General features: G+C 72.9%; 18 protein-coding genes and 1 pseudogene. 9 read left to right on the top strand and 10 right to left on the bottom strand.

The window, feature by feature from the left end; all coding sequences use genetic code 11:
• Positions 1 to 944 (bottom strand): heavy metal translocating P-type ATPase (locus tag ACFWRT_RS36600; protein ID WP_380955901.1); only part of this gene is annotated, 944 nt, incomplete at its 3' end.
• A 238-nt stretch (positions 945 to 1,182) separates the two neighbouring features.
• On the opposite strand from ACFWRT_RS36600, the gene ACFWRT_RS36595 reads away from it, so the two are divergent.
• A complete protein-coding gene (locus ACFWRT_RS36595; RefSeq protein ID WP_380955902.1) occupies positions 1,183 to 1,872 on the top strand; it encodes a copper homeostasis protein CutC in 690 nt (229 codons plus the stop codon).
• A gap of 108 nt (positions 1,873 to 1,980) precedes the next feature.
• Here ACFWRT_RS36595 and ACFWRT_RS36590 read toward each other — a convergent pair whose 3' ends face one another.
• The gene (locus ACFWRT_RS36590; RefSeq protein WP_380955904.1) at positions 1,981 to 4,056 is read right to left on the bottom strand and encodes a HelD family protein; all 2,076 of its coding nucleotides are present in this window, start codon (positions 4,054 to 4,056) and stop codon (positions 1,981 to 1,983) included.
• 376 nt (positions 4,057 to 4,432) lie between these two features.
• Here ACFWRT_RS36590 and ACFWRT_RS36585 point away from each other — a divergent pair, with 376 nt between their 5' ends.
• Positions 4,433 to 4,621 carry a hypothetical protein gene (locus ACFWRT_RS36585; protein ID WP_380955906.1) on the top strand — a complete coding sequence of 63 codons (189 nt, stop codon included), beginning with the start codon at positions 4,433 to 4,435 and terminating at the stop codon, positions 4,619 to 4,621.
• Positions 4,622 to 4,644: 23 nt separating this feature from the next.
• Here ACFWRT_RS36585 and ACFWRT_RS36580 read toward each other — a convergent pair whose 3' ends face one another.
• From ACFWRT_RS36580 to ACFWRT_RS36550, 7 genes are all read right to left on the bottom strand, one after another.
• Entirely contained in the window at positions 4,645 to 5,706 is a 1,062-nt protein-coding gene (locus ACFWRT_RS36580; protein WP_380955907.1) for a peptidase C39 family protein, read from the bottom strand.
• Positions 5,703 to 7,802 (bottom strand): iron ABC transporter permease, encoded by a 2,100-nt coding sequence (locus ACFWRT_RS36575; protein ID WP_380955909.1) that lies wholly within the window; start codon positions 7,800 to 7,802, stop codon positions 5,703 to 5,705. The genes ACFWRT_RS36580 and ACFWRT_RS36575 overlap by 4 nt, the downstream gene beginning before the upstream one ends.
• Complete coding sequence (locus ACFWRT_RS36570) at positions 7,799 to 8,860, bottom strand: ABC transporter substrate-binding protein (protein WP_380955910.1); 1,062 nt, start codon at positions 8,858 to 8,860, stop codon at positions 7,799 to 7,801. The genes ACFWRT_RS36575 and ACFWRT_RS36570 overlap by 4 nt, the downstream gene beginning before the upstream one ends.
• A complete protein-coding gene (locus ACFWRT_RS36565; protein WP_380955912.1) occupies positions 8,857 to 9,801 on the bottom strand; it encodes an ABC transporter ATP-binding protein in 945 nt (314 codons plus the stop codon). Before ACFWRT_RS36565 ends, ACFWRT_RS36570 begins: the two co-directional genes overlap by 4 nt.
• 167 nt (positions 9,802 to 9,968) lie before the next feature.
• Positions 9,969 to 10,859, bottom strand: a complete 891-nt coding sequence (locus ACFWRT_RS36560) for a helix-turn-helix domain-containing protein (protein WP_380955914.1) — start codon at positions 10,857 to 10,859, stop codon at positions 9,969 to 9,971.
• A 54-nt stretch (positions 10,860 to 10,913) separates the two neighbouring features.
• Positions 10,914 to 12,557 carry a DNA repair helicase XPB gene (locus ACFWRT_RS36555; protein WP_380955916.1) on the bottom strand — a complete coding sequence of 548 codons (1,644 nt, stop codon included), beginning with the start codon at positions 12,555 to 12,557 and terminating at the stop codon, positions 10,914 to 10,916.
• Positions 12,558 to 12,933: 376 nt separating this feature from the next.
• Positions 12,934 to 13,251, bottom strand: a complete 318-nt coding sequence (locus tag ACFWRT_RS36550) for a hypothetical protein (protein WP_380955918.1) — start codon at positions 13,249 to 13,251, stop codon at positions 12,934 to 12,936.
• A 394-nt stretch (positions 13,252 to 13,645) separates the two neighbouring features.
• On the opposite strand from ACFWRT_RS36550, the gene ACFWRT_RS36545 reads away from it, so the two are divergent.
• Positions 13,646 to 14,629, top strand: coding sequence for a TrmB family transcriptional regulator (locus ACFWRT_RS36545; RefSeq protein ID WP_380955920.1), 984 nt, complete (start codon positions 13,646 to 13,648; stop codon positions 14,627 to 14,629).
• Between the two features lie 108 nt (positions 14,630 to 14,737).
• Here ACFWRT_RS36545 and ACFWRT_RS36540 read toward each other — a convergent pair whose 3' ends face one another.
• Positions 14,738 to 16,183: an aminopeptidase P family protein gene (locus tag ACFWRT_RS36540; RefSeq protein ID WP_380955921.1), complete on the bottom strand. Its 1,446-nt coding sequence runs from the start codon at positions 16,181 to 16,183 to the stop codon at positions 14,738 to 14,740.
• A 482-nt stretch (positions 16,184 to 16,665) separates the two neighbouring features.
• Here ACFWRT_RS36540 and ACFWRT_RS36535 point away from each other — a divergent pair, with 482 nt between their 5' ends.
• The 6 genes and pseudogenes from ACFWRT_RS36535 to ACFWRT_RS36510 form a co-directional block, all read left to right on the top strand.
• Positions 16,666 to 17,649 carry a collagenase gene (locus ACFWRT_RS36535; RefSeq protein WP_380955922.1) on the top strand — a complete coding sequence of 328 codons (984 nt, stop codon included), beginning with the start codon at positions 16,666 to 16,668 and terminating at the stop codon, positions 17,647 to 17,649.
• 789 nt (positions 17,650 to 18,438) lie between these two features.
• Positions 18,439 to 19,035 carry a papain-like cysteine protease family protein gene (locus ACFWRT_RS36530; protein ID WP_380956062.1) on the top strand — a complete coding sequence of 199 codons (597 nt, stop codon included), beginning with the start codon at positions 18,439 to 18,441 and terminating at the stop codon, positions 19,033 to 19,035.
• Between the two features lie 8 nt (positions 19,036 to 19,043).
• The gene (locus tag ACFWRT_RS36525; protein WP_380956061.1) at positions 19,044 to 19,820 is read left to right on the top strand and encodes a hypothetical protein; all 777 of its coding nucleotides are present in this window, start codon (positions 19,044 to 19,046) and stop codon (positions 19,818 to 19,820) included.
• A 77-nt stretch (positions 19,821 to 19,897) separates the two neighbouring features.
• On the top strand, positions 19,898 to 21,124 hold the full coding sequence (locus ACFWRT_RS36520) for a metalloprotease (RefSeq protein WP_380956059.1): 1,227 nt from the start codon (positions 19,898 to 19,900) through the stop codon (positions 21,122 to 21,124).
• 97 nt (positions 21,125 to 21,221) lie between these two features.
• Positions 21,222 to 22,781 (top strand): ABC transporter substrate-binding protein, encoded by a 1,560-nt coding sequence (locus tag ACFWRT_RS36515; RefSeq protein ID WP_380956058.1) that lies wholly within the window; start codon positions 21,222 to 21,224, stop codon positions 22,779 to 22,781.
• A 125-nt stretch (positions 22,782 to 22,906) separates the two neighbouring features.
• Positions 22,907 to 24,048 (top strand): annotated as a pseudogene (locus ACFWRT_RS36510) (LuxR family transcriptional regulator); the annotation flags it as partial.

Here is a 24,048-nt window from a genome sequence, read left to right as displayed (position 1 = left end):
ACGGACTCGCCGGTCAGCATCGACGCGTCGACGGCCGAGCTGCCCTCGACGACCCTGCCGTCCGTGGCGATCTTCTCCCCGGGCCGGACCACGAACCGGTCCCCGAGCTGGAGTTCGGCGGTCGGTACGGTCACCTCGCGGCCGTCGCGCAGGAGCGTGACCTCCTTCGCGCCCAGCTCCATCAGCGCCCGCAGCGCGGCCCCGGCCTTCCGCTTGGAGCGGGCCTCGAACCAGCGTCCGGCGAGGATGAAGGCGGTCACCCCGGCGGCGGCTTCGAGGTAGATGTTCCCGGCGCCGTCGCTGCGCGCGATGGTCAGCTCGAACGGGTGCGTCATCCCGGTCATGCCCGCCGTACCGAAGAACAGCGCCCACACCGACCACAGGAACGCGGCCGACGTGCCGACCGAGATCAGCGTGTCCATGGTCGCCGCGCCGTGCTTGAGGTTGGTCCAGGCGGCGCGGTGGAAGGGCCAGCCGGCGTACGTGACGACGGGGGCGGCGAGGGTCAGGGAGAGCCACTGCCAGTTGTCGAACTGGAGGGCCGGGATCATCGCCATCGCGATCACCGGGACGGCGAGGACGAGTGCGGTGATCAGGCGCTGGCGGAGGGCGGTGAGTTCGCGGTCGGGTTCTTCCGTCTCCGCCGCCGCACTCGCCTTCGCCTCCTGCGGCGGTGGCGGTTCCTGGGCGGTGTAGCCGGTGGCCTCGACGGTGGAGATCAGGTCCTGTACGGAAATGTCCTCGCCCCGGTACGTGACCTTCGCCTTCTCGGTGGCGTAGTTGACGGTCGCCTCCACGCCGTCCATCCGGTTGAGCTTCTTCTCGATGCGGGCCGCGCAGGAGGCGCAGGTCATGCCGCCGATGGACAGCTCTACGGAGGCGTCGGAGGCGTCGGAGGTGCCGGCACCGGTGACGGTGGGGGTGGTGGCGGAGCGGGTGGGCACGGGGTCCTCCTCGGGGCGATTCGTATACCCCTAGGGGGTATATTTTCCTCTCCTCATGTATACCCCCCACCCCTATAAAACGCAAGGCGCGCCGGAGGGGGCCTGCCGGGCGGGGTCGCGCATTTCCGCGATCATGCGTTCAGATGGAGGGCTGCGCGGCCCCTCGGCCGCCCCGTAGGCTGGCCATTGGACTAGACCTATAGCTGCGTTCAGCTGCGTATCGGAGGAATGGGGACCCATGAGCAACCGTGCAGTCCTGGAGGTGATCGCTCTCGACGCGGAGGACGCGGTCGCCGCCCAGGCAGGTGGTGCAGACCGCCTCGAACTGGTCACCGACATGGCCGCGGACGGCCTGACGCCGTCACGGGAGACCTTCGCGGCGATCCGGTCGGCCGTGGACATCCCGCTGCGCGTGATGCTCAGAGTGGCGGACGGGTTCGCCGCCGGTGACATCGAGGTGCTGGTCGGCAAGGCCCGTGAGATGCGGAGGGCGGGCGCCGACGAGTACGTCCTCGGCTTCCTCGACGAGGACGGCCACGCCGACCTCGTGGCCGTCGAGCGGATCGTCGCCGAGCTGGACGGCGCCCGCTGGACGTTCCACCGCGCGATCGACCGGGCCGCCGACCGCGACGCCCTGCGCAAGCAGCTCGCGGACCTGCCCGGCCTGGACACGTACCTCACGGCGGGTTCGCCGGCCGGGGTCGACGACGGCATCCCGACGCTCCTCGCCGAGGCCGCCCGCACCGGGCAGCCGGGGTACGAGCCGCAGATCCTGGTGGGCGGCGGCCTCCAGCTCCACCACCTGCCGCGGTTGCGGGCGGCGGGCATCGACGCCTTCCACATCGGCGGCGCGGCCCGCCCGGCCGGCTGGTCGGCGCCGGTGGACGCGGCGGCGGTACGGGAGTGGCGCGAGGCGCTCGACGCCTGATCCAGGAGGCGCTGATCCAGGAGGCGCTGATCCAGGAGGCGCTGATCCAGGAGGCATGGGGCGGGCGCCGCGACAGGCCCCGCCCCTCCCCCCTTCCCTCCCGGGGGACTACCCCAGCGCCCCCGGCAACGCCGCCGCATGGACGACCGTCAGCCCCGAAACGGCCCTGGTCAGCGCCACGTACAGCCGCCGCAGCCCGGTCCGCTCGTCCGGCTCGCCGTCCACCACGGCCGCCGGCTCGTCCAGCACCACGTAGTCGTACTCCAGGCCCTTCGCCAGCGACGCCGGCACCAGCGTCAGCCGCGACTCGGCGGTGGTCTCCTCACCAGGCGAGAGGTACGCGTGGCCCGCCGCCTCCAGGGCCGCGCCCAGCGCCGGAATCCGGGCGTCGGCGGCGATCAGCCCGATGGACCCCTCATGGCGCAGCGACTCCTCGCAGGCGCCGACCACGGCCGCGTCCAGGCCATCCGCCCCGCCCGCCACCTCCCGTACGACCAGCGAACCCGGCGACTCCCGCACCGACTCCACCGCCGCGAGCCCCGGCGAGATCGCGGGCAGCAGCCGGGAGGCGTACGCGATCACCTCGCGCGGCACACGGAAGCCGGCCGTCAGCTCCTCCACCACCGCGTCCGCCTTGCCCAGGTGGAACAGCGCCTCGTTCCAGCTCTCCGTGGACCACGGCGTCGTCCCCTGCGCGAGGTCCCCGAGCACGGTCGCCGAACCGGTCGAACAGCGCCGCCCCACCGCCCGGTACTGCATGGGGGAGAGGTCCTGCGCCTCGTCGAGCACGACATGGCCGAGCGAGTGCGTGCGGGCCACCAAATCCCGGGCCTCGTCGATGAGCACCGCGTCCGCCGCCGACCACCGGGCCGACTTCACGCTCCGGGCGGGCTTCGCCCAGAGGATCAGCTTCTGCTCGTCCTCACTCAACAGCCCCTCCGCGTGGACGGCCAGGAACTCCGGGTCGGCCAGCAGCCGCAGCACCAGCTTCGCCGGATCCACGGCGGGCCAGATCGCCTTCACGGCCGCCTTCACCGCCGGGTTGCGGGCCACGGTGTTCTGCACCCGGTCGTCGGGGGCCTCACCGGCCTCCTCCATCCGTACGAGGACGGCGTGCGCGATCCGCTGCGGCAGGGCCTCGTGGGCGGAGCCGTACCGCATGTCCCGGGCGAGCAGCTCCTCGACCATCTCCTCGATCTCGTACGCGGGCACCCGCCAGCGCCGCGACCCGCGCACCACGACGACGGGCTCGGTGGGGGTGGTGACGTGCGAGCGGATGGCCCGGCGCAGCACCTCGGCCATGCGGGCGTCGCCCTTGACGACGGCGGCGGCCGCGTCGTCGACCCCCCTGACCTCCACGTCCGCCGTCACCAGGTCGTCCACGGTGGCCTGCTTGACCTCCAGCTCACCGAGGGCGGGCAGGACCTGCTCGATGTAGTGGAGGAAGGACCGGTTCGGCCCGATGACCAGGGTGCCGGTGCGGGCGAGGCGCTCGCGGTGCGCGTACAGCAGGAACGCCACCCGGTGCAGGCCGACGGCGGTCTTCCCGGTGCCGGGACCGCCCTGGACGCAGACGGTGCCGCCGAGCCCGCTGCGGACGATCTCGTCCTGCTCGGGCTGGATGGTGGCGACGATGTCGCGCATCGGGCCGACGCGGGGCCGCTCGATCTCGGCCTGGAGGAGGCGGCTGGTGTGCGCGGTCTCGGCGGGGTCGGTGAGGTGCTCGTCCTCGTACGCGGTGAGCTCGCCGGCCGTGTACCCGAAGCGGCGGCGGAGCCCGACGTCCTGGGGGTTCTTCGGGGAGGCCTGGTAGTACGGCTGGGAGACCGGGGCCCGCCAGTCGATGACCATCGGATCGCCGGCGGCGTCGTGGACGTGGCGGCGCCCGATGTAGAACCGCTCGCCCTCCGAACCTTCGGCGAACTCGCCGCCGACGGCGTGGAGGTAGTCGAGGCGGCCGAAGAACAGGGGGGTGTGGGAGAGATCGGCGAGCGCCTTGATGCGGTCGTCGATCTGGGACTGGAGTACGGCGGCGTTGACCCAGTTCGCGGTGACATCGCGGATGTCGAGGGCCTGGACGTCCTCGCGCATCGCGCGCAGGGCGGTCCGGGACGCGGCGAGATGGGCGCGTTCGTGTGCCAGGGGGTCGGTGGTGGAATCGCTTTCTGCTACGTGCGCGGGCACGGTGTTGCCTCCGGCTCTTCAGCGACTCTTCAGCGCAGGACGGCGGACCCGTGTCGTGCTCCGGTGGCATGGGTCGGCACGGGAGCCGGCGGGGGTCCGCTCGGAAGGTTCGTTCGCGTGTGTCGGCCGGTTTCCGTCCGGTCGGCGGCGCTCCCGGGGCCGTTGACGCGGCGCGGGAGGCGGGCAGACCGGCGATTGTAGCCACAGGGCGGGGCAGCGGCGAAACGGATTTCCGGCTCCCCTCGGGGAGGAGGGGCCAGGGGTACCCGTAGGGGATGTGCGCGGCCCGAGCGGTACTGGAGAGCTACGCGCCCGGCGTACGGGTTCCCTCTGCGGGCCGACGCGGCCGAACGGGTGACGGGAGCACCATGGATACATGAGCACCACCACCCTGAACCCCAGCAGGACCGGCCCCGCGCACGGCGCGACCGCGGTCACCGGTCACCACCGACCCCACCGCCTCGGAGACGCGGTGCGCGCCGTGAAGGTGTTCGTGACGACGGCGTTCAGCGTGGTCGTCCTGGGGGAGTACGCGGAGGGCGCGGGCGTACGCCTGGGGCACTGAAGGCACCGCTGTACGCCGGTTCCTCAGCGAGACTCTCCCCCGATGCGCACCGCGCCCCGGAAGTCCCGGCCCCCCTCCCGCCCCACCACCGACATCGCGTCGAGCGCCTCGTCAGCGACAGGCAGCAGATACGCGTCGACCCAGCTCTCTCCCGCAGCCGTGTTGAACCACGGATCGCCCACCACCACCGCACCCGGCACGGCCCCGTGGCACAGGACCCAGTGCGGCACGTCGAACCCCTGCATCGTGGCCAGCGACACCAGCAGCAGCACGTGCTCCCGCCGGCCCACCGCCTCCCGGATCCCGGCCATCGACAGCCGCCGCGCCTCGACCGGTACGCCGAGCCGCCCGGCCTCCGCCCGTGACGCCCGCTGGAGCACCGCCCGCCACTCCCGCTCGTCCCCGGAGAGGTGGTCCAGCAGAACAGGCTCCTCCGTGTCGAGGAGCACCTCCACCGGCGACGACGCCCACCGACGGCGGACCGCGACGCCCAGCCCCACCGGCTCGCACGCGGCGAAGTTGGTCGCGTCCCGCCACAGCGTCAGCTCCGCCTCCCGGTCGAGCGACTCCCACGCCGCCACGCCCGCGTGCGCCTGCGCGGCCAGCGCGGTGACGGCGCCGCAGGTGAAGCTGGTGCTCTGCCGGTAGTACGGAGGCGGCTCGGCGACCCCCTCCCCGCACCCGTCCAGCCACCGCACATACCCGGCCCCGGGCTCATCCACCTCCTGCCGGTGCGTGAGCGGCAGCCGCAGCGGAGCGAACCCGGCCGCCGCCGCGTCCTCCGCGCTCGCCGTCCACCCCTCCCACTTGACCTGCGCGAGGCCCTGTTCGTACGCGTACGAGAGCACCGCACCGACCGCCGCCGGTACGTCCCCGACCGCGTCCACGATCTTCACGTAGGCGGTACCGGGCCGCGCCGTCAGGAGCGCGGCGCCGTCACCACCGGGCGCGACCACCAGCCGGGGAGCGTGCGGGGAACGGTCGACGGTGCCCCAGCGCTCCAGCACCTCGGGCCGGGCGGCCCGCCGCACCGCGTCCGGCCAGGCGCCGGGCCCGTAGGGGACGACCGTGTACGCCGACGTCATGCGCGGGACCTCCGGAGCAGCCAGACGAAGTAGGGGGCGCCGACCAGGGCGACCATGAGCCCGGCGGGGATCTGGGCGGGCGCGATGAGGGTGCGGCCCAGGGTGTCGGCCACGCAGACCAGCACCCCGCCGATGAGCATCGCGACCGGGATCGCGCGCCCGTGCCGGGCGCCGACCAGGGACCGGGCGAGGTGCGGGGCGACGAGCCCGACGAAGCCGACGACCCCGATCGCGATCACGCCGAGCGCCGCGAGGACGGCGGCGACGGTGAGCGAGGCGAAGCGGGTGCGGGCCGGGCTGACGCCGAGGATGCGCGGGGTGTCCTCGTCGACGGCGAGCAGGTCCAGTTGACGGCGCATCGACAGCAGCAGCGGCAGCGCGACCAGCAGGGCCACCGCCACCGGTACGACGTCGGGGAACGAGCGCCCGTAGGTCGTCCCCGAGAGCCAGGTGAGGATGCGGGGTGTGTTCCACGGGTCGGCGCGGAGCAGGAGGAAGGTGGAGACGGCGCTGAGCCCGTACCCGCAGCCGATGCCGATCAGCACGAACCGGTCGGGCAGGAAGCCGCCGCGCCAGGCCAGCAGTGCGATCAGCGCGAACGTGGCGAGCCCGGTGGCGACGGCGGCCGCGATGAGCAGCGGCCGTCCGCCGGGCAGGTCCGACGTCACGACGGCCACCGCGCCGAGCCCGGCCCCCGCCGTGATGCCGAGCACGCCCGGCTCGGCCAGCGGGTTGCGTACCGCGCTCTGCACGGCGCACCCGGCAAGTCCGAGCGCCGCGCCCGCGAGCACGGCGGCCGCCACCCGGGGCATCCGGTCGTCGAGTGCCCGCCCGATCAGGTCGGGCGCGGTGCCCTGCACCCAGAGGACGAGGTCCCCCGTACGCAGCCAGAGGCTCCCCGCCAGCACCCCCACCAGCACGGCCCCGGCCAGCAGCACCACCGCGCCGGCCACCACGAGCAGGAACGACCGGCGCGACCGGGTGGCGGAGCGGGCCTGCGGAGGCTGCCGGACCGGTCCCGCGTCCCGCAGCCGGAGCGCGAGGACCACGATGACGACGGCGCCGAGCAGCGCGGTCGGGATGCCCGTGGGGACGGAGGCGGCACCCTCGGCGCCCAGCACCGCGCGCAGCGACGCGTCCGCGAGCAGGACGAGGAGCGCGCCGAGCAGCCCGGCCCCGGGCACCAGCAGGGCGTGCCGGTGCAGGGCCCGGACGCGTACAGCGATCAGCCGGGCCAGGACCGGGGCGCCGAGCCCGACGAACGCGATCGGGCCCGCGAGGGTCACCGCCGTGCTGGTCAGGAGGACGGCGCAGAGCACCGCGACCGTCCGGGTCGACCGGATCGGCACGCCGAGCGAGGAGGCCGTGTCCTCGCCGAGGCCGAGCACGTCCAGCTTCCGGGAGAGCGCGAGGGCGACGCACAGCACCACGGCCACCAGCGGGATCGCGCGCATCGAGGCGTCGATGTTGAGCTGCGCGAGGGAGCCGCTGCCCCAGGCGAAGAGGCCGGTGGTGTTCCGGTCGAAGAGGATCAGCAGCATCGCGGTCGCCGCGTCCAGCGCCATCGCCGTCGCCGATCCGGCGAGGACGAGACGCGTGCCCGAGGTGCCCGCCGTACGGCCCGTGAGGGCGAGGACGAGCGCCGCCGCGAGCAGACCGCCCGCGAAGGCGACGGCACCGGAGGCCCAGAGCGGCACGGTGAGCCCGAAGGCGGCGACGGCCGAGAGCGTGAAGTACGCCCCGGCCGTGACCGCGAGGGTGTCCGGCGATGCGAGGGCGTTACGGGTGACGGACTGGAGCAGCGCCCCGGCCGCCCCGAGGGCGAAGCCGACGGCCACCCCCGCGAGCAGCCGGGGCAGCCGCGAACCGGCCACGATGTCCCCGACCGGCACCCCGCCGACGTCCTCCCGCGCCCCGGCGACGTACCGGATCAGGTCCCCCATGCCCGCGCCGGAGGTCCCCTGGGTCAGATGCCAGAGGCCCACCAGCACGATGGAGACGGCGAGCAGGACGAGGACGCCGGCCCCGGCGAGGCGACCGGCGCCACGCGCGGGGGCCGGGGCCTGTTCCTGTGCGACGGAGACCGGAGCGCTCACTTCTTGGTCAGGACATCGACGTACGCGTCGATCGCCTGCTCGCACGAGCGCGGTCCGCCGGCGCCCCAGACGCTGGAGGGGAAGCTGTGCGCGCGGCCTTCCTTCACGGCGGGGAGCGACTTCCAGACCGGGTTCTTCTCCAGGGCCTTGACGTAGCCTCCGGCGCCTTCGTCGTTGGCGTAGAAGAGGTTGGCCTCGCCGACGCCGGTCAGCCCTTCGACGTCGGTCTGCGCCAGGCCGTACGAGGGGTCGACGCCACCGTCGCCGTACGCCTTGTTGATGTCGTCGGTCCAGGCGCCCTTCATGCCCAGCTCCTCACCGATCGCGGTGAACAGGGCGCCCTCGCCGTACGGGCGGACCGTGAGGTTGCCGCCCTGGAGCCAGCCGTCGAAGAACACGAAGTCCTTCGTCGGCAGACCGGCGTCCGCCACCTGCTTCTTGGCCTCCGCGAGGTGGTCGTCGAACTCGCCGATCACCTGCTTGGCGCGCTCGGTGCGCCCGGTCGCCTCGCCGATCAGGTTGAAGACGTCCCGCACGTTGCCGATGGGGTCCTTGGGGTCGGCGCCCCGGGTGGCCATGACCGGTATGCCCCGCTTCTCCAGCGCGAGGAGGGTCTCGTCCTTGGCGTCGAACGCCTCCACGACGACGAGGTCGGGCTTGGCGGCGGCGAGGGTGTCGAGGTCGGGCTCCTCGCGGGTCCCGATGTCCGTCACACCCTGGGGGAGCTTCTCCGCGCTGACCCAGGTCCGGTACCCCTTCGCGTCGGAGACCGCGACGGGCGTGACGCAGAGCGTGAGGGCGTCCTCGACCTGCTGCCACTCCAGGACGGCGATGCGCTTCGCGGGCTTGTCCAGCTCCACCTTCCGGCCGAGGCTGTCGGTCAGGGTCACCGGCTCGGTGGAGGTCGCCGTGGTGTCCCCGGCACAGTCCTTGGAGGCCGGGGAGGCGGCGGCGCCGGCCTCGGGTGCCTTGACCTCGGTCGTGCCGCAGGCCGTGGCTGCGAAGGCGACGGCGAGCCCGGTGGCGGCTGACGCCAGGAGACGGCGGGTGCGGATCATGAAGGGTTCTCGTTTCTGTCACTGCTGAGGGAGCTGCTGAGAGGACTGCTGAGGGGGCTGCTGAGGGGACTACTGAGAGGACTGCCGAGGGAAGTGCTCGGGGCCGGGTGGCGCCCGACGGGGTCGATGCGGACCCGGCCCGTGCGCGGGTCGACGCCCGCCTCGACGCGGAGGTCGTAGACCTCGCCGATGTTCTGCGCGGTGAGGACGTCGGCGGGCGGACCGGCGGCGTGGACGCGGCCGGAGCGCATGAGGACGAGGGTGTCGGCGACGCGGGCGGCGTGGTCGAGGTCGTGCAGCACGATGCCGACGGCGATGCCGTGGTCCTGGACGAGGTCGCGCACCAGGTCGAGCGTCTCGATCTGGTAGCGCAGGTCCAGGTGGTTGGTCGGCTCGTCCAGCAGGACGACGCCGGTGTTCTGGGCCAGACAGGCCGCGAGCCACACGCGCTGCATCTCGCCGCCGGAGAGCTCCCCGGCGGCGCGGGCCGCCATGTCCCGTACGCCGGTGGCGTCCATGGCGTACGCGACCGCCTCGCGGTCCTCCGCCGAGAGCCCGGCGAAGCCGCGCCGGTAGGGATGGCGGCCGAAGGCCACGACCTCCGCCACCGTCAGCCCCTGTGGCGCGGACCGCGACTGGGAGAAGAGCGTGACCTCGCGGGCGAACTCCCGCCCGCTGAGCAGCGAGACGGCGCGCTCGGGAGCGCCGTCAGGGCAGCCAGGGCCGCCGCCGAGCGTCACCGTGCCGTCGTCCACCTGGTGGAGCCGGGCGAGCGAGCGCAGCAGCGTGGACTTGCCGCTGCCGTTCGGGCCGACCAGGGCGGTCGCGCGGCCGGGCTCCAGGGAGAGCGAGACACCGTGCACGACCGGCGTCTTTCCGTACCGCAGCACCAGTCGACGCCCGTGGAGGGCGGCCGAGGGCGGGGGATGGCTGGGGAACATGGGGCGTCCGGTCGGGTCGGAGGGGCGGGGGCGCACGGCACCCCGGGCGCCGCGCGCCGCCGACCGGGCCACGCGCTCTTCGAGCCCGACGGCGACCACACGTGGCGGGCAACAACTAAGGGTTACCTAACTCCTGGAAGGCTATATTCCGCCTGCCGTGTCGGCAATCAGGAGCTGGAGACACCGGATACGGCGTTCCGGACACGATCGGCGGCCGAACGGAACTCCGCCCCCGTGGCCGTACTGAAGAACGCCCCTGGTGTCGTCCCCAGCACCCGCCGGAACGCGGCGATGAAGGTGCTGGTCTGCGCATAGCCGAGCTCCTCGCCGACGTTCTGCACATCCCACCCCTCGGCGAGCAGCGTCAACGCCCGGTGGACGCGCAGCGTCTGCCGCCACTGGGCGAAGGACAGCCCTGTGGTGTGGCGGAACGCCCGGGTGACCGTGCGGTCGCTGGTGCCCAGCGCCCGGGCCCACTCCTCCAGCGACCGGGAGTCGGCGGGGTCCTCCAGCAGGGCCTCGGCGATGGTGTCGATCCGGGCGTCGCCGGGCAGCCGGAGCGCGAACGGGCGCTCCGATGGCAGCAGTACGTCGAACACGACGGACTCCGCCCGCGCCCGGGCCCCGGCGTCGAGGTCCGTACGGGCCAGATGGGTCAGCAACGACTCCAGCAGCGGGGTCATCTCGACGGCGGTCGGCCCGTCGAAGGCGACGGGCGTCCGCTCGGGCGCGAAGAACGCGTCGTAGAACTCGACCCCGGCCGTCAGCCGCCCCCCGTGCACCACCCCGGCGGGCATCCACAGGCCCTGCCCCTCGGAGACGGTGAACACCTGGTCCGCCACCCGGGACATCAGGGTCCCGCCGCGCACCCAGACCAGTTCGTGCAGGGGGTGGGTGTGCGGCTCCCACTCGGTGGGGACGCCGGAGACGTGGGACTCGGAGATGATCACGAAGGGCGCCACGGCCCCCGCCGGAACGGCCGAGGCCCGGCGCGTCACGGTACCGGGTTCACGCGGCCACGCCCCGAATCCCGGGCGGGCGGGAGGGCGAGGGGACATGGGCCCGACTGTATCCGGTGTCTCCCGCGCCCCCTCGCGTACGTCTTCGCTCCCTCAGTTGCCGGCCAGCAGCTCGTCCGCGTCGACGATCCGGTACGCGTACCCCTGCTCGGCCAGGAACCGCTGGCGGTGCGCCGCGAAGTCCTGGTCGATGGTGTCGCGGGCGACGACGGAGTAGAACCGTGCCTCGTGCCCGTCGGCCTTGGGCCGCAGGACGCGGCCGAGCCGCTGGGCCTCCTCCTGGCGTGACCCGAAGGTCCCGGAGACCTGGATGGCGACGGTGGCCTCGGGCAGGTCGATGGAGAAGTTGGCGACCTTGGAGACGACGAGGACGCTGATCTCCCCGTTCCGGAACGCACCGAAGAGCTTCTCCCGCTGGGCGTTGCTGGTCTCGCCCTTGATGACCGGCGCGTCCAGGTGTTCCCCCAGCTCGTCGAGCTGGTCGATGTACTGCCCGATGACGAGGGTCTGCTCGCCCCGGTGCTTGCGTACGAGCGCCTCGGTCACCTTCCGCTTGGTGGCCGTGGTGGCGCAGAACCGGTACTTCTCCTCCGCCTCGGCGGTGGCGTACGCGAGCCGCTCGGAGTCGGTGAGGTTGACCCGTACCTCCACGCAGTCGGCGGGCGCGATGTAGCCCTGCGCCTCGATCTCCTTCCACGGGGCGTCGAACCGCTTGGGCCCGATGAGCGAGAACACGTCGGACTCGCGGCCGTCCTCCCGTACGAGGGTCGCGGTCAGCCCCAGCCGCCGCCGGGCCTGGAGGTCGGCGGTGAACTTGAAGACGGGCGCCGGCAGCAGGTGCACCTCGTCGTAGACGACGAGCCCCCAGTCACGGGAGTCGAAGAGTTCGAGGTGCGGGTAGATCCCCTTCCTGCGCGTGGTCAGCACCTGATAGGTGGCGATGGTGACGGGCCGGATCTCCTTCCTCGTCCCGCTGTACTCGCCGATCTCGTCCTCGGTGAGCGACGTCCGCTTCACCAGCTCGTGCTTCCACTGGCGGGCGGAGACGGTGTTGGTGACGAGGATCAGCGTGGTCGCCTTGGCCTCGGCCATGGCACCGGCGCCGACGAGGGTCTTCCCGGCCCCGCAGGGAAGTACGACCACCCCCGACCCGCCGTGCCAGAACCCCTCGACGGCCTGCCGCTGATACGGCCGCAGCGCCCAGCCGTCCTCGGCCAGCTCGATCGGATGGGCCTCGCCGTCGACGTACCCCGCAAGGTCCTCAGCCGGCCACCCCAGCTTCAGCAGGGTCTGCTTGATCTGCCCGCGCTCGGAGGGGTGCACGGCGACGGTGTCCGGGTCGATCCGGGCGCCGACCAGCGGCTGGACCTTCTTCGACCGCAGGATCTCCTCCAGCACGGGCCGGTCGGTGCTGGTGAGCACGAGCCCGTGCACCGGGTGCTTGGAGAGGGTGAGCCGCCCGTACCGCGCCATCGTCTCGGCGATGTCGACCAGGAGCGCGTGCGGCACGGGGTAGCGGGAGTACTCGACGAGCGCGTCGACGACCTGCTCGGCGTCGTGCCCGGCGGCGCGGGCGTTCCACAGCCCGAGCGGGGTGACCCGGTACGTGTGGATGTGCTCGGGCGCACGCTCCAGCTCCGCGAAGGGGGCGATGACCCGGCGGCAGGCGTCCGCCAGCTCGTGGTCGACCTCAAGGAGCAGCGTCTTGTCGCTCTGGACGATGAGGGGTCCGGTCACGCGCTTCGGCCCTTTCTGCGGGGTGCGGCCACGGATGCGGGATACGGCTGCGGCCAAACGTCCAGTGTGCCGTATCGGGGGGCGGGGCGGGTGGGTGCGTGCGGAGCCCGGGGGCGGCCCCGGGCTCGGGCCCCGCGTCGCTGCGGCCCGAACCCCACGGGGACGCCCGGCGGTGAGTCCGGTGGGGACCGAATTGATTGCGTAGGGGTATTCCGGTCACCTCGCTTTTGTTTTTGATCGCCCGCCCGTACTTTCCCTTGGTCGCGGACCGGTCACGGACAGGATTTCCCTCACCGTCTCCTCTGCGGCCTGCCGATATCCGCACTGGCCATTCCCCTCCGGCCCGTGGGGCGCTGGATCCTCCGCCCGCGTGTGATCAGACTTCCGAACGTGTGCGGACGACGGGAAACGGATACTCCAGGCTGCCTTCGCTCTCCCAGAACGCGGCCGTCGCCGCTTCCCAGTCCATAGCCCATTCCCGACACACGCCACGGACCCTCCAACGAGCGACGGGCGGCAGCGCGCCGTCGGTGGCCGTCTGCTCGGCGGCGAGCGCCGCCTCACACGCCTCGCGGGCGCAGCGCACGGCTTCCTCGCTGGTGGAGGCCGGTCCCGTGAAGATGTGCAGGCCATGCCTACCGGGCTGCTCACGGTGCGTGGTGGGGACGCTGACCTGGAAATAGGGCTTGGTCATGACGCCTTCTCCTCGGTTGGAGCCGCCCCGCGATCGCGCGCGTCAGGGTTCAGGACGTCCCGTCGGTCAAGGGCGCGGGCTTCTTTGCGGATGTTCCGCCCCCGGCCCGTCGCTCGGCGTGGGGAGGGCGGACCGGGAGCGGGACGCGATGGAATGCCCCATCGGCATTCAGCCGTCCCGTCAGGGGTTTCCCTCCGGTGGGCGAAAGGGCTCGTGTGTACATGTCGCACACGGCCCGGGGAGGTGAAGATGCAGCAACCTGGATCTTCCTTCATCCGGTGGCTCCTTTATACACTCGCCGCACTTTCACCTGTGGCAGAGAAGTGCCGCGGGCATGAATGCGACGCCCTGGCGACGACTGTGTGTCCGGCGGTGCGGCCGGGGAGAGACAAGGATGTCCGACGTGACGCATTCCCACCTCGGTTCGCTCGGCCTCTCGGCGCAGGCCGCCGCGCTCTACAGCCGCCTGCTCGAAACGGGCCCGCTGACCCCGGCCCAGCTGGCTGCCCGGGTGGGCGAGCCCGAAGAGACGCTGACCGCCGCGCTGTCGGAGCTGGCGTCGGTCGCCCTGCTCGCACCCGTGGGCCAGGAAGGCGATCCGGTCGTTCCGTTGGACCCGACCGCCGGACTCCAACTCCTGGCCTCCCGACGCAAGGCGGACCTGAACGCCGGGATGACCGCGGTCGTCGCGGCCTACGAGTCCTATCGGCGGGCCCACAGCCTCCCCCCGGGAGCGCCCACCGTCGAGGTCCTCGAACAGGCTTCCCTGCAACGCAAGGTGGTCGAGCTGGAGCGCAGCGCGGTGAGCCAGGTACGCAGCTTCGACACGGCGCCCTATGGTGCGGCGACCATCGCCAACCCCGTGGAGATCGCCAACCTGGGCCGCGGTGTGTCCTACCGGGTGCTCTACGCGCAGAGTTCGGTCGAGACGCCGGACTACTTCCAGGGGAACATCGTGCCGTGCACGGCCGCCGGTGAGGAGGCCCGGATGGCGCCCTCGGTACCGGCGAAGATGATGCTGGTGGACGACCGCTTCGCGCTGGTCTCGCTCAGCTCCGTGCACGCCGACACCCATCACGGAGCCCTGCTGGTCCACCGGTGCAGTCTGCTGCCCGCTCTGTCGGCCCTGTTCGAGTCCGCCTGGCAGTCGGCGCGGCCGCTCGCCGCGAGGGAGGGTGCGAGCACCACGGTGCTGCGCCCCCTGGAGCGGCGGCTGCTCGCCCTGCTGGCGGCGGGGGTCGCGGACGAGGCCGCCGCACGGAACCTGGACATCAGCAAGCGGACGCTGGCGCGGGCCGTCGAACGGCTGATGTCGCTCGCCGGGGTGTCGTCCCGGTTCCAGCTCGGCGTGCACGCCAAGTCCGAGGGGTGGCTCTGAGCTCGGCAAAGGGAGCCGACGCGAGGAGCCGGCCGGGCGCCGACCGGCGGGACACGGTGTCCGGCCGGCCGGACACCCGGCACCGAGAGCCGGGTCCGGGCGTCGTAGCTATCCCCGTGTCGCGCTCATCCACGCCTCTATCCCGTCCGCGTCCCGCGGCAGCCCGGAGGAGAGACAGCGGGCGCCGTCGGCGGTGATGACGAAGTCGTCCTCGATCCGCACGCCGATGCCGCGCAGCTCCTCGGGCACGGTCAGGTCGTCGGGCTGGAAGTAGAGGCCGGGCTCGACGGTGAGGACGTGGCCGGCCTCCAGGGTGCCGCCGGCATACGTCTCGTCACGGGCGGCGGCGCAGTCGTGGCAGTCCAGACCGAGCATGTGGCCCGTGCCGCACACGGTGTAGCGGCGGTACAGCTCGGAACCGTGGGGCAGGTGCCGGCCGCCGGGCCGCAACCCCCAGGCGTCGAGCCCCTCGGCGATGACCCGGGTGGCCGCGTCGTGGAAGGCCCCGTACGGCGCACCTGGGCGCAGCGCGGCGATGCCCGCCGACTGGGCGGCGAACACCAGGTCGTAGACGCGGCGCTGGACGTCGGAGAACCGCCCGCCGACCGGCAGGGTCCGGGTCACGTCCCCTGTGTAGAACGAGTCGGCCTCGACACCCCCGTCCAGCAGGAGCAGGTCTCCGTCCCTGACCGGGCCGTCGTTGCGGGTCCAGTGCAGCGCACACGCGTGCGCCCCGGCCGCCGCGATGGTCTCGAACCCCAGGCCGTGGCCTTCGAGCCGGGCGCGTCGGTTGAAGGTGCCCTCGATCCAGCGCTCACCGCGCCGGGCGCGCATCGCGTGCGACAGTTCGCCGGCCACGTCGTGGAACCCGGCGACCGTCTGACGCACGGCCGAGTCCAACTGCTCGATCTCCCACGCGTCCTTCACCAGCCGCAGCTCCGACAGGAAGGCCAGCAGCTCCTCGTCGGCGTCGGCGGACGGCTGCACCAGGGAGTCGACCAGCGGGTCCTGGCCGCGCACCACCCGGGTCGGGACGCGGGCGCCGAGGGCGGCCTCGACGTGGTCGCGGTGGTCCGTGCCGATTCCGAGGGCGTCGGCTGTCTCCGCCAGGGTCCGCCTGCGGCCCACCCAGAACTCGCCGTGCCGGGGGTCCCGGTGCAGCTCGGTGCCGCCGGCGCCGGGATCGCGCGGAGAGCGCGGCCGGACGAAGAGCGTGACCTCATGGCCGCCGCCCGTCGGCTCGAAGACCAGGACGCTGTCGGGCACCGCCCCGGTGCCCTGCTCGGCGGTGAGGTGGATGAAGGCGGAGTGCGGCCGGAACGCGTAGTCGAAGTCGTTGCTGCGGACCTTCAGCCCGCCCGAGGGGACGACGACGCGCTCCCCACGAAACCTCGCGGAGACCGCGGCACGCCGCTTCGCCGCCCAGGCCGCGCCGGGGACGGGCCGCAGAGCCAGGTCGGTAGCCGCCCAGCCGTGTCCGAAGAGCCCCTCCGGTGCGGCCGGCCTTCCCATCGCCCGGTCCCCGGTGCCGGCTGATCCGTCCCGTCGATCCATCGTGCGCCTCCTGGCGTCTCGTGGTCCCCGCCGCGCCTGGTCGGCGCGTGTTCACCCCTCCCGGCCCGGCGAAGTCCCGGTTCCACGGCCGGAGTCGGCCGGACCGACCGTGCGGCGGAGAGCGGGGGAGGGAATGGGCGGCAGTCTCGCACCGGCTGTCGGCGGTCACTTCATACAGACGCACAAGGTTCGGCGGTGCGATCTCGGACAGTTGTAGCGGCCCACGCCCCGACGGGGAAGCCGTCGCGCGCGCACCGCCGCGACCGCCGTTTTCTTGCGTATACGGAATCCGCCTTCCCTGCCTTGTCGCCTCTCGACGGGGCCCGCCACAGTTCCACCAGTCGACGGCCCGGTGCCGTCCGGCCGAAAGTCTCCGTTCCCTTCCGATGCCCCTGCGAACCGTTCGTGCGGCAAGGCACAGCGGTTCCAGGTCCCGGAAAGCCCCGGCCCGTCCGGCCGACGGCACGCACCCAGGGAGAGTCATGCCCCACGTTCCGGCCCGCAGCCGTCTCATACCGCTCGCCGTCTCCGTCCTCGCCACCTGCGCGGTGACGACCCTCGCCGTGGCCCCGACGTCAGCGAGCACCCCGCAGAGCACCGCGGCCCCCCGCGCCGCGGCGGCCGCGGCCCCGCACGGCCCCGCCGGCACGGCGCCGTCCGACGCTCCGACCGCCGTGCGCTCCAGCGCCCCGGCCAAGGTGGCGACGCAGGCGGTGAACTCCACCCTGCCGGTCGACCACAGTTGCAGCAGCACCCTGCGCGTCCGTGCCCAGCAGATGACGAGCGGGCAGCTCAGCTCCGTCTGTACCAGCCTCGCCGGCCAGGCCGCCTACTTCCACAACGTGGTGAAGAGCAACAGCCAACCGGTCCCCGGTGACAACAACACCAGCCTCGAAGTCGTGGTGTTCAACTCCAGCTCCGAGTACCGGAGACTGGCGGGCAGCCTCTACGGGGTCAGCACGAACAACGGCGGCGTGTACCTGGAGGGCAACCCCTCCGCGCAGGGCAACCAGGCCCGCTTCATCGCCTACCGCGACGAGACCGCGTCCACGTTCACCGTGAAGAACCTCAACCACGAGTACACGCACTACCTCGACGGCCGGTTCAACATGTACGGCGACTGGAACGCCAACATCTCCACCCCCACCCTGTGGTGGATCGAGGGCCTGGCCGAGTACGTCTCCTACGGCTACCTCCGCCGGCACAACACCTGGGCCGCCGGTGAGGCCTCCCGGCAGACGTACAACCTCAGCACTCTGTTCGACACCACGCAGCAGCACGATCAGGACCGTGTCTACGCCTGGGGGTACCTGGCCGTCTACTACCTGATGGAGAACCGGCCCGCCGACGTCGCCAAGATCCTCGGCCACTACCGCGCCGGCTCCTGGCAGGCCGCCCGTACCTACATCAAGCAGAACATCGGCACCCGGTACGACGCCGACTTCCGCAGGTGGCTGCTCACCTGATCCGGAGGCGGGGCACCCTCCGGGGGGAGGGTGCCCCGCGGGCCAGGGGCACCTTCCGGGGGGATTGATTGCGTATCAGCAATTCCACCACCCCGTATATGCGCCGCCGCCCGACAGGAATAGGTTCCAAGACGTCGGCCCGGGTTCGCGACGGAGGCTCGATCCAGCCAAGGGCGCCCCTTTCGCCGCCCCGGTCCGGCACCGCACGGGCATGCCCCGGGCAGGGCGTGGTCCACGTGCCTCACCGGTACGGCCGACCGCGTGGCCCGGGTGACCCGTGCCGACCGCGTCGTCGGCCACGGGCAGCGGCCTGCCCGTGGCCGACGACGTGCTGCCCGGAAGGACTGCGCCCACCGCGGGCCGGTCCCGTACCCGGTGTTCCTCTCCTGCGGCCGTCGGCCCTGCTCGGCGGCACCGGTGCACCGGTGCGCCCGTGGCCCTGCTGCGCCCGCGCGTCTTCCGGTGACCGTCCGAGCGGGTGGAGGGATTCCGGCCCGAACGTCTGCCAGGCGTAAAAGTGCCGGTGGCAATTCGGTGTCGCCGTGTTTACCCAACGTCCATGTATAAAGACCCCACCGATCGACGGAGACCCCGGCACGACCGGTGCAACGCCTCTTCGCCGCGGCCCCAGGCGCTGGTCCCGTGGACCCGCGCGCACACGACGGACTTCTCCGATCCGCCCCTCCGCGACGCCCGCCCCGCACGTCCCCCGCCGCTCTCCGGCACCCCCCGACCGCCCTCCGCGGGTCGCGGCTGCCCGGAGACGGCACGAAGAAAGGCCGCCCCCCCATGTTGTCCCCACGTATCGTCCGCACCGCCGCCGCGGCGGCACTCGCCATAGCCGGCACCCTGGTCGGAGCGCAGAGCTCGGTGGCCGCCGTCCTCCCGTACACCCAGGAGGTACAGAAGGGCGGTTACTGGTGCTGGGCCGCCACCGCCGTCAGCATCCAGAAGTACCACGGTTCGCAGATCGACCAGGACCGGTTCTGTCATGTGGCCCGGAACATCCCGGCGAACCGGCCGTGCCCCGACGAGGGTCTGGCCTGGCCGAACATCGTCAAGGGCTACAACGCGACCGGCTACTCGGCCAAGTGGACCCAGTCCCATCTGCCGTTCTCCACCGTGAAGCGGGAGATCGACGCCGACAGCCCCTTCGTCATGGGGGTCACCTGGACCAACGGCCCCAGCGTGAACAGCCAGCACACGGTGGTCGTCTACGGCTACGACGACTCCTACAGCACCGCCAACCCCACGGTCAGCTACGCCGACCCCGGGCCCAACTCCCAGCGCAGGACCACCGTGGCCTGGAACGACCTGGGTGTGCGGACGCCCACCTCGCAGTTCAGGTGGACCGACACCATCTACAACATCCGCAAGAGCGGCTGAGGCAGGCCGTGTCCGGGCACACCGGCCGACGGGTGGCCGTCACCGTCCTGTCCGCCGCGGCCCTGTGGTCCCCGACCGCGCAGTCCGCCGCGGTGGCAGATTCCGCGCGGCCGGTGGTCGAGACACTGCCGGAGCAGGAGGTACGGGTGGCGGTGGCCGCGGCCCGTACGCCCGGCGCGGTCAACCTGGCCCGCAGCAACCTCGGTATCCCCGCCGGGCAGTCCGCCGCGCTGCGCGTCGACGGCCGGGGCACCGTGGTCCACCACCTCGACCCCGCCTTCGCCGAACGCGGCGGACGTCTCCCGCTCGCGGTGCCCGGCTATGTGGCCGTCACCGCGCACGCGGGCGACGGCCGCGCGGTCACCCTCCAGGTCGCCCGGGTGGCCCCGGCCGGCGGAGGAGCACCGCGATGGGCCGCGGTGGCGGCGGCCCAGGACGCCACCGAGGCCGGCCTGGCCCGGAGGCTGGAGGGGAACGAGGTCCTCTTCGAGGACCAGGGGCCGCGCGGAAGTGAGTGGTACGCACTCGACGACCGGGCCCTGCGCCCCCTGGCTGAGAGCCGCGGTCGGTCCGGACCCCCGGAGACCGTGACGATCGCGAGCTACACCGAGGCACTGCGCGAACGCGCCGCCTCGGCCGGACCAGCGGTTCCTCCCGCCCTGGCCGATCGGCCCCACCGGTCCGGCGACCGGCCGTGGTTCCTCGTCGGCGTCGCCGCCGTCCTCGCGGCGGGCGGCTTCGCGGCCGTGCGCCACCGGGGCGGGCGCGCCGATCGGCACCGCTGAACTCCCCTCACCCGCACACCTCTCCCCGGGCCCGTCGGCCCCGGGGAGCCACACCCCCCTCGATTCCAGGAGTCGTCATGCCCATCCGATCGCATGCTCCGTCCGCCCCGGCCGCCGGACCCACCGCCGCCCCGACCACCAGACGCCGCGTCCTGGCGGCCGCTCTGGCCGTAGGCGCCGGAATAGCCCTCGCCACGCCGCTCACGGCCGGGACGGCCGCCGCCGCGTCCACCACCTGTCTCAACGGCACCCTCGCCTTCGACCATAACGACGCCGAGGCGGGTACGCACAAGCCCCTGGTCACCCAGCGGGCGCGGAACTCCAACTGGGAGCTGTGGGGCCGCCGGACCGCTTCGGGCCAGGTGGAACGGCTGAGCAGCGGACTCACCGGGGCCACCGACGGCCGCTTTTCCGCCTGTCACACCGGCACGGCCGCACCGCGCGACGTCCACGTCCGGTTCTTCTCCAGCGCCGGCACCCTCTGGCGGGTCGTCGGGGCGGGCACGGCGAAGCAGGGCGACCCGAACTGGAAGAACACCACGCAGTACACCTTCACCACTGCCACGCGGAACACGCCGACGGCCACCACGGACCTCGGCACGGTCAAGGTTCCGAAGGCGATGCAGCAGGCGTGGAAGATCACCGACACCCTGAACCAGCTGTACGGCAAACGCGGCACCGGCTCCCTCTGCTGGACCGCCCACCAGACCTCCGCCTGCGATCAACTGACGGTCGCCTGGCGGCAGGACGGCTCCAGCGGCGGCTACTGGGACCACCCCTCCTTCCCGGGCGACACCAGCGACGGCACCGACTGGGTCGTGCTCAAGGCCGACGACCCGGACTCGAAGCACCTGATCCTCCACGAGGCCGGCCACTGGTTCCAGTGGCAGCTCCACAACAAGCAGTGGCCCCCCGTCCGCGACTGCAACGGCCACACCCTGGACAAGGGCGCCTCGGCCGCCTGCGGCTGGACGGAGGGCTTCGCCAACGCCGTCGCCGCGTACGCCCTCGGCGACTCCCGCTACACGTTCAGCACCGGCGACTCCTACGACCTGCTCGACCAGCGGGTCGTGGGCGGCTGGGGCAAGGGCGACTGGGTCGAGGGCCGGGTGGCCGCCGCGCTGCTCGAACTGTGGGGGCCGAACGGACCCGACGGCGGCAACTGGAACCGCACCCTCAAGCTCATGAACACCTACGTCAGCGGCGACTTCAAGCAGTACTTCACCCAGCACCGCCCGCTGGCCGGGCTCTCCACCACGGGAGTCGCCAAGACGATCATCAACCGCAACACGATCGTCTACTGACCGGGCGGCGGCCGGAGGCTGTGCGGACCTCCGGCCGCCGACGGGCGCCGCTCCTCCCGTCCTCTCCAGTCCGCCACGGCGTCGAAGGACCACGACCATGAGATCCCTGCGGATCTGGATACCCCTGCTGTGCACCGCCGTTCTGGCCGCCGGAGCGGGAGTCCGGCTCCTGCTGTCCGAGGACGGCGACCGGGAACGGCCGATCTCCGTAGGCACCACCGACGTCGTCGGCAGCCTGGACCCGGCCGGTTCCTACGACACCGGTTCCTGGGCCCTCTACAGCAACCTCTACCAGTCGCTGCTGACCCTCCGGCCGGGCTCGACCGCACCGGTCCCCGACGCGGCCGAGAGCTGCCGCTTCCTCGACGCGTCCCTCACCGCGTACGCGTGCACCCTGCGCGCGGGGCTGACGTTCGCCAACGGGCACCCCCTGACCGCCCAGGACGTGCGGTTCTCCTTCGAGCGGATGCTCGGCATCGCCACCGACATCGGCCCGGCGACGCTCTTCGCCGGCCTGGACAGCGTCTCGGCACGCGGCCGCACGGTGACCTTCGGGCTGCGCGAGCGGGACGCGACGTTCCCGTTGAAGCTGGCCACCGGGGCCGGGGCGATCGTCGACCGGTCACGCTACCCCGGCGAGGCGCTGCGCCCCGGCACGGCCGTCGACGGATCGGGGCCCTACACCCTGGCCGCGTACACCCCCGGGCTGCGGGCGCTGCTGGAGCCCAATCCGCACTACCGGGGAGCCGTCGCCGTGCCGCGGAGCGCCGTCGAGGTGCGCTACTTCGAGGACGCGGAGCAACTCGCCGACGCGTGGCGGCGCGGCGGCGTCGCGGTGGCCCACCGGCAGTTGCCCTCGGACCTGACCTCCACCTATGAGCCGGGCGAGGAGTCCGGGCGGATGACGGAGGCGGCGGCTGCCGAGATCCGTACGGTGGTCTTCGATCTGCGCCCCGGCTCACCCCTGGCGAGGCGGGAGGTACGGCAGGCGGTCGCGGTGCTGGTCGACCGCGGCCGCATCACGACCCGGGTCCACCACTCGACGGTGGAACCGCTGTACTCCCTCATCCCCCGGGGTCTCACGGGGCACACCACCTCGTTCTTCGACCGCTACTTCCGCGACGACGACGCCACGGGGCGCGCCCGTTCGCTGCTCCGCCGCGCGGGCGTGCGCACGCCGGTCGCGTTCACCTACGGCCACCGGTCGGGAGCGGCGTTCGCCGCCGAGGCCGCCGAACTGCGGCGCCAACTGGAGGCGGCCGGACTGTTCCGGGTGCGGACCGTCTCCGCCGAGTGGAAGCAGTTCCAAAAGGGTTACGCGAGCGGTGCCTACGACGCCTACGGCCTGGGCTGGGTGCCGGACTTCCCCGATCCGGACAACTTCACCACCCCCCTGGTCGGCCGGTCCAACGCCCTGCACAACACCTACGCGAGCCCACGGGTCGACCAACTCATCTCCCTCACGCAGCGCCACGGCGACCGCCGCAAGGCGTCCGGGGTGTTCCGGGAGATCCAGGACGAGATCGCCGTGGACGTGCCCGTGCTGCCGCTCTGGCAGCGGAAGGACTATGTCCTGGCCGCGCCCGACGTGGCCGGTTCCGAGCACCTCTCGGACGGCACCGGTGTCTGGCGCCTGTGGCGGCTGAGCCGCATGTGACCCCGGCCCGCACACACCACAGGGACGCCCGGTGCGCGAGGGTGTACAGCACAGCAGGCGAAACATACGGTATGAGCACGAATTTCCGGCCGGCCTCGGAGCCGGCCCTTCCTTCGGGAGGCGCTGTGGCGGGCGACGACAGAAGCGGCCTTTTCCGGCCACTCCCGGGTGCGGCGTTCCTGCGGGCGTCCCTTGCGGGCGCCGAGTGCCGCCCCGCGCTGGTGCTGCTGGAGGGCGCGGCCGGGACCGGCAAGACCACGCTGGCGGCGCGGTGGGCCCGGGCCGCGGCCGACTGGGACGCCCGCACCCTCCGGCACACGCCGGCCGCCGGCAGCACCGCCCCACCGGACCTCACGGCTGTCGAGGCTCCCGCTCTCCTCGTCGTCGAGGACGTCCATCGCGCACCGGACGGGACGGTCCCGTGGCTGCGCGCCTGGCTGCGGGAGGCCAGGCCGGGGTTCGTGACGGTGGTCAGCTATCGGCCCGCCGAACTCCCGCACCCCGCATGCCCGTTGGGACTGGACCCGGAGCTCCCGCCCGCTCTGCGCATCCGGCGCGAGCGCCTCGGGCCGTGGGAGCGGGACCGGACGAGGGCACTGGCGCTGGAGGTCCTCGGTCCCGAGCGCAGCTCCGAGCGGCTCGCTGACCGGCTCCATCTGCTGGCCGGGGGGAACCCGCAGACCGTGTGGGACCTGCTGGACGTCCTGGCGGAGCCCACGGACGTGGCAGCGGCCCTCCAGGACGAGGAGGTGGAGCCACCGGTCAGGCTCAGCCAGCACATCACCGCACGGATGGCCTCGCTGGGGGAGGATGCCACCGCCCTGGTGCGGGCCGCCGCCGTGCTCGGCGGCGGCTCCCGCGAACGGGACCTGCGACGGGTGGCCGGGCTCGGGCGGTCGGCGGGAGGGGCGGGACTGGTCCAGGTGCTGCGCTCGGGGCTTCTGGAGGAACGGGCGCCCGACCGCTACGGCTTCACGATCCCGCTCGCCGCCTCCGCCGTCCTCGCCTCTCTTCCCGGTCCGATCCGCTGCTCCCTGCACCGGCGGGCCGCCGGCGTCCTGACCCGGGGCGGCGAGGTGTCCTGGGTGGCCGTCGCGCACCACGAGCGCCTCGGGGGCCGGGAGGGCGCCTGGCTCAGGGCCGCCGAGCGCGCGGCCGACGATCCGAACGCCCTGGCCGACCCCGGCGCGGCGGTGAGCCTGCTCCGGTCCCTGCTCGGCCGCCCCGACCTTCCCGCCCGTGCGGCCGGGCGGCTCGCCCTCGGCCT

The sequence above is a fragment of the Streptomyces cyaneofuscatus genome (assembly GCF_042718795.1).
Lineage (GTDB): Bacteria > Actinomycetota > Actinomycetes > Streptomycetales > Streptomycetaceae > Streptomyces > Streptomyces cyaneofuscatus_A.
Note: the sequence above shows the minus strand (reverse complement) of the source record. Positions and strands in the feature narration are given on the sequence as shown.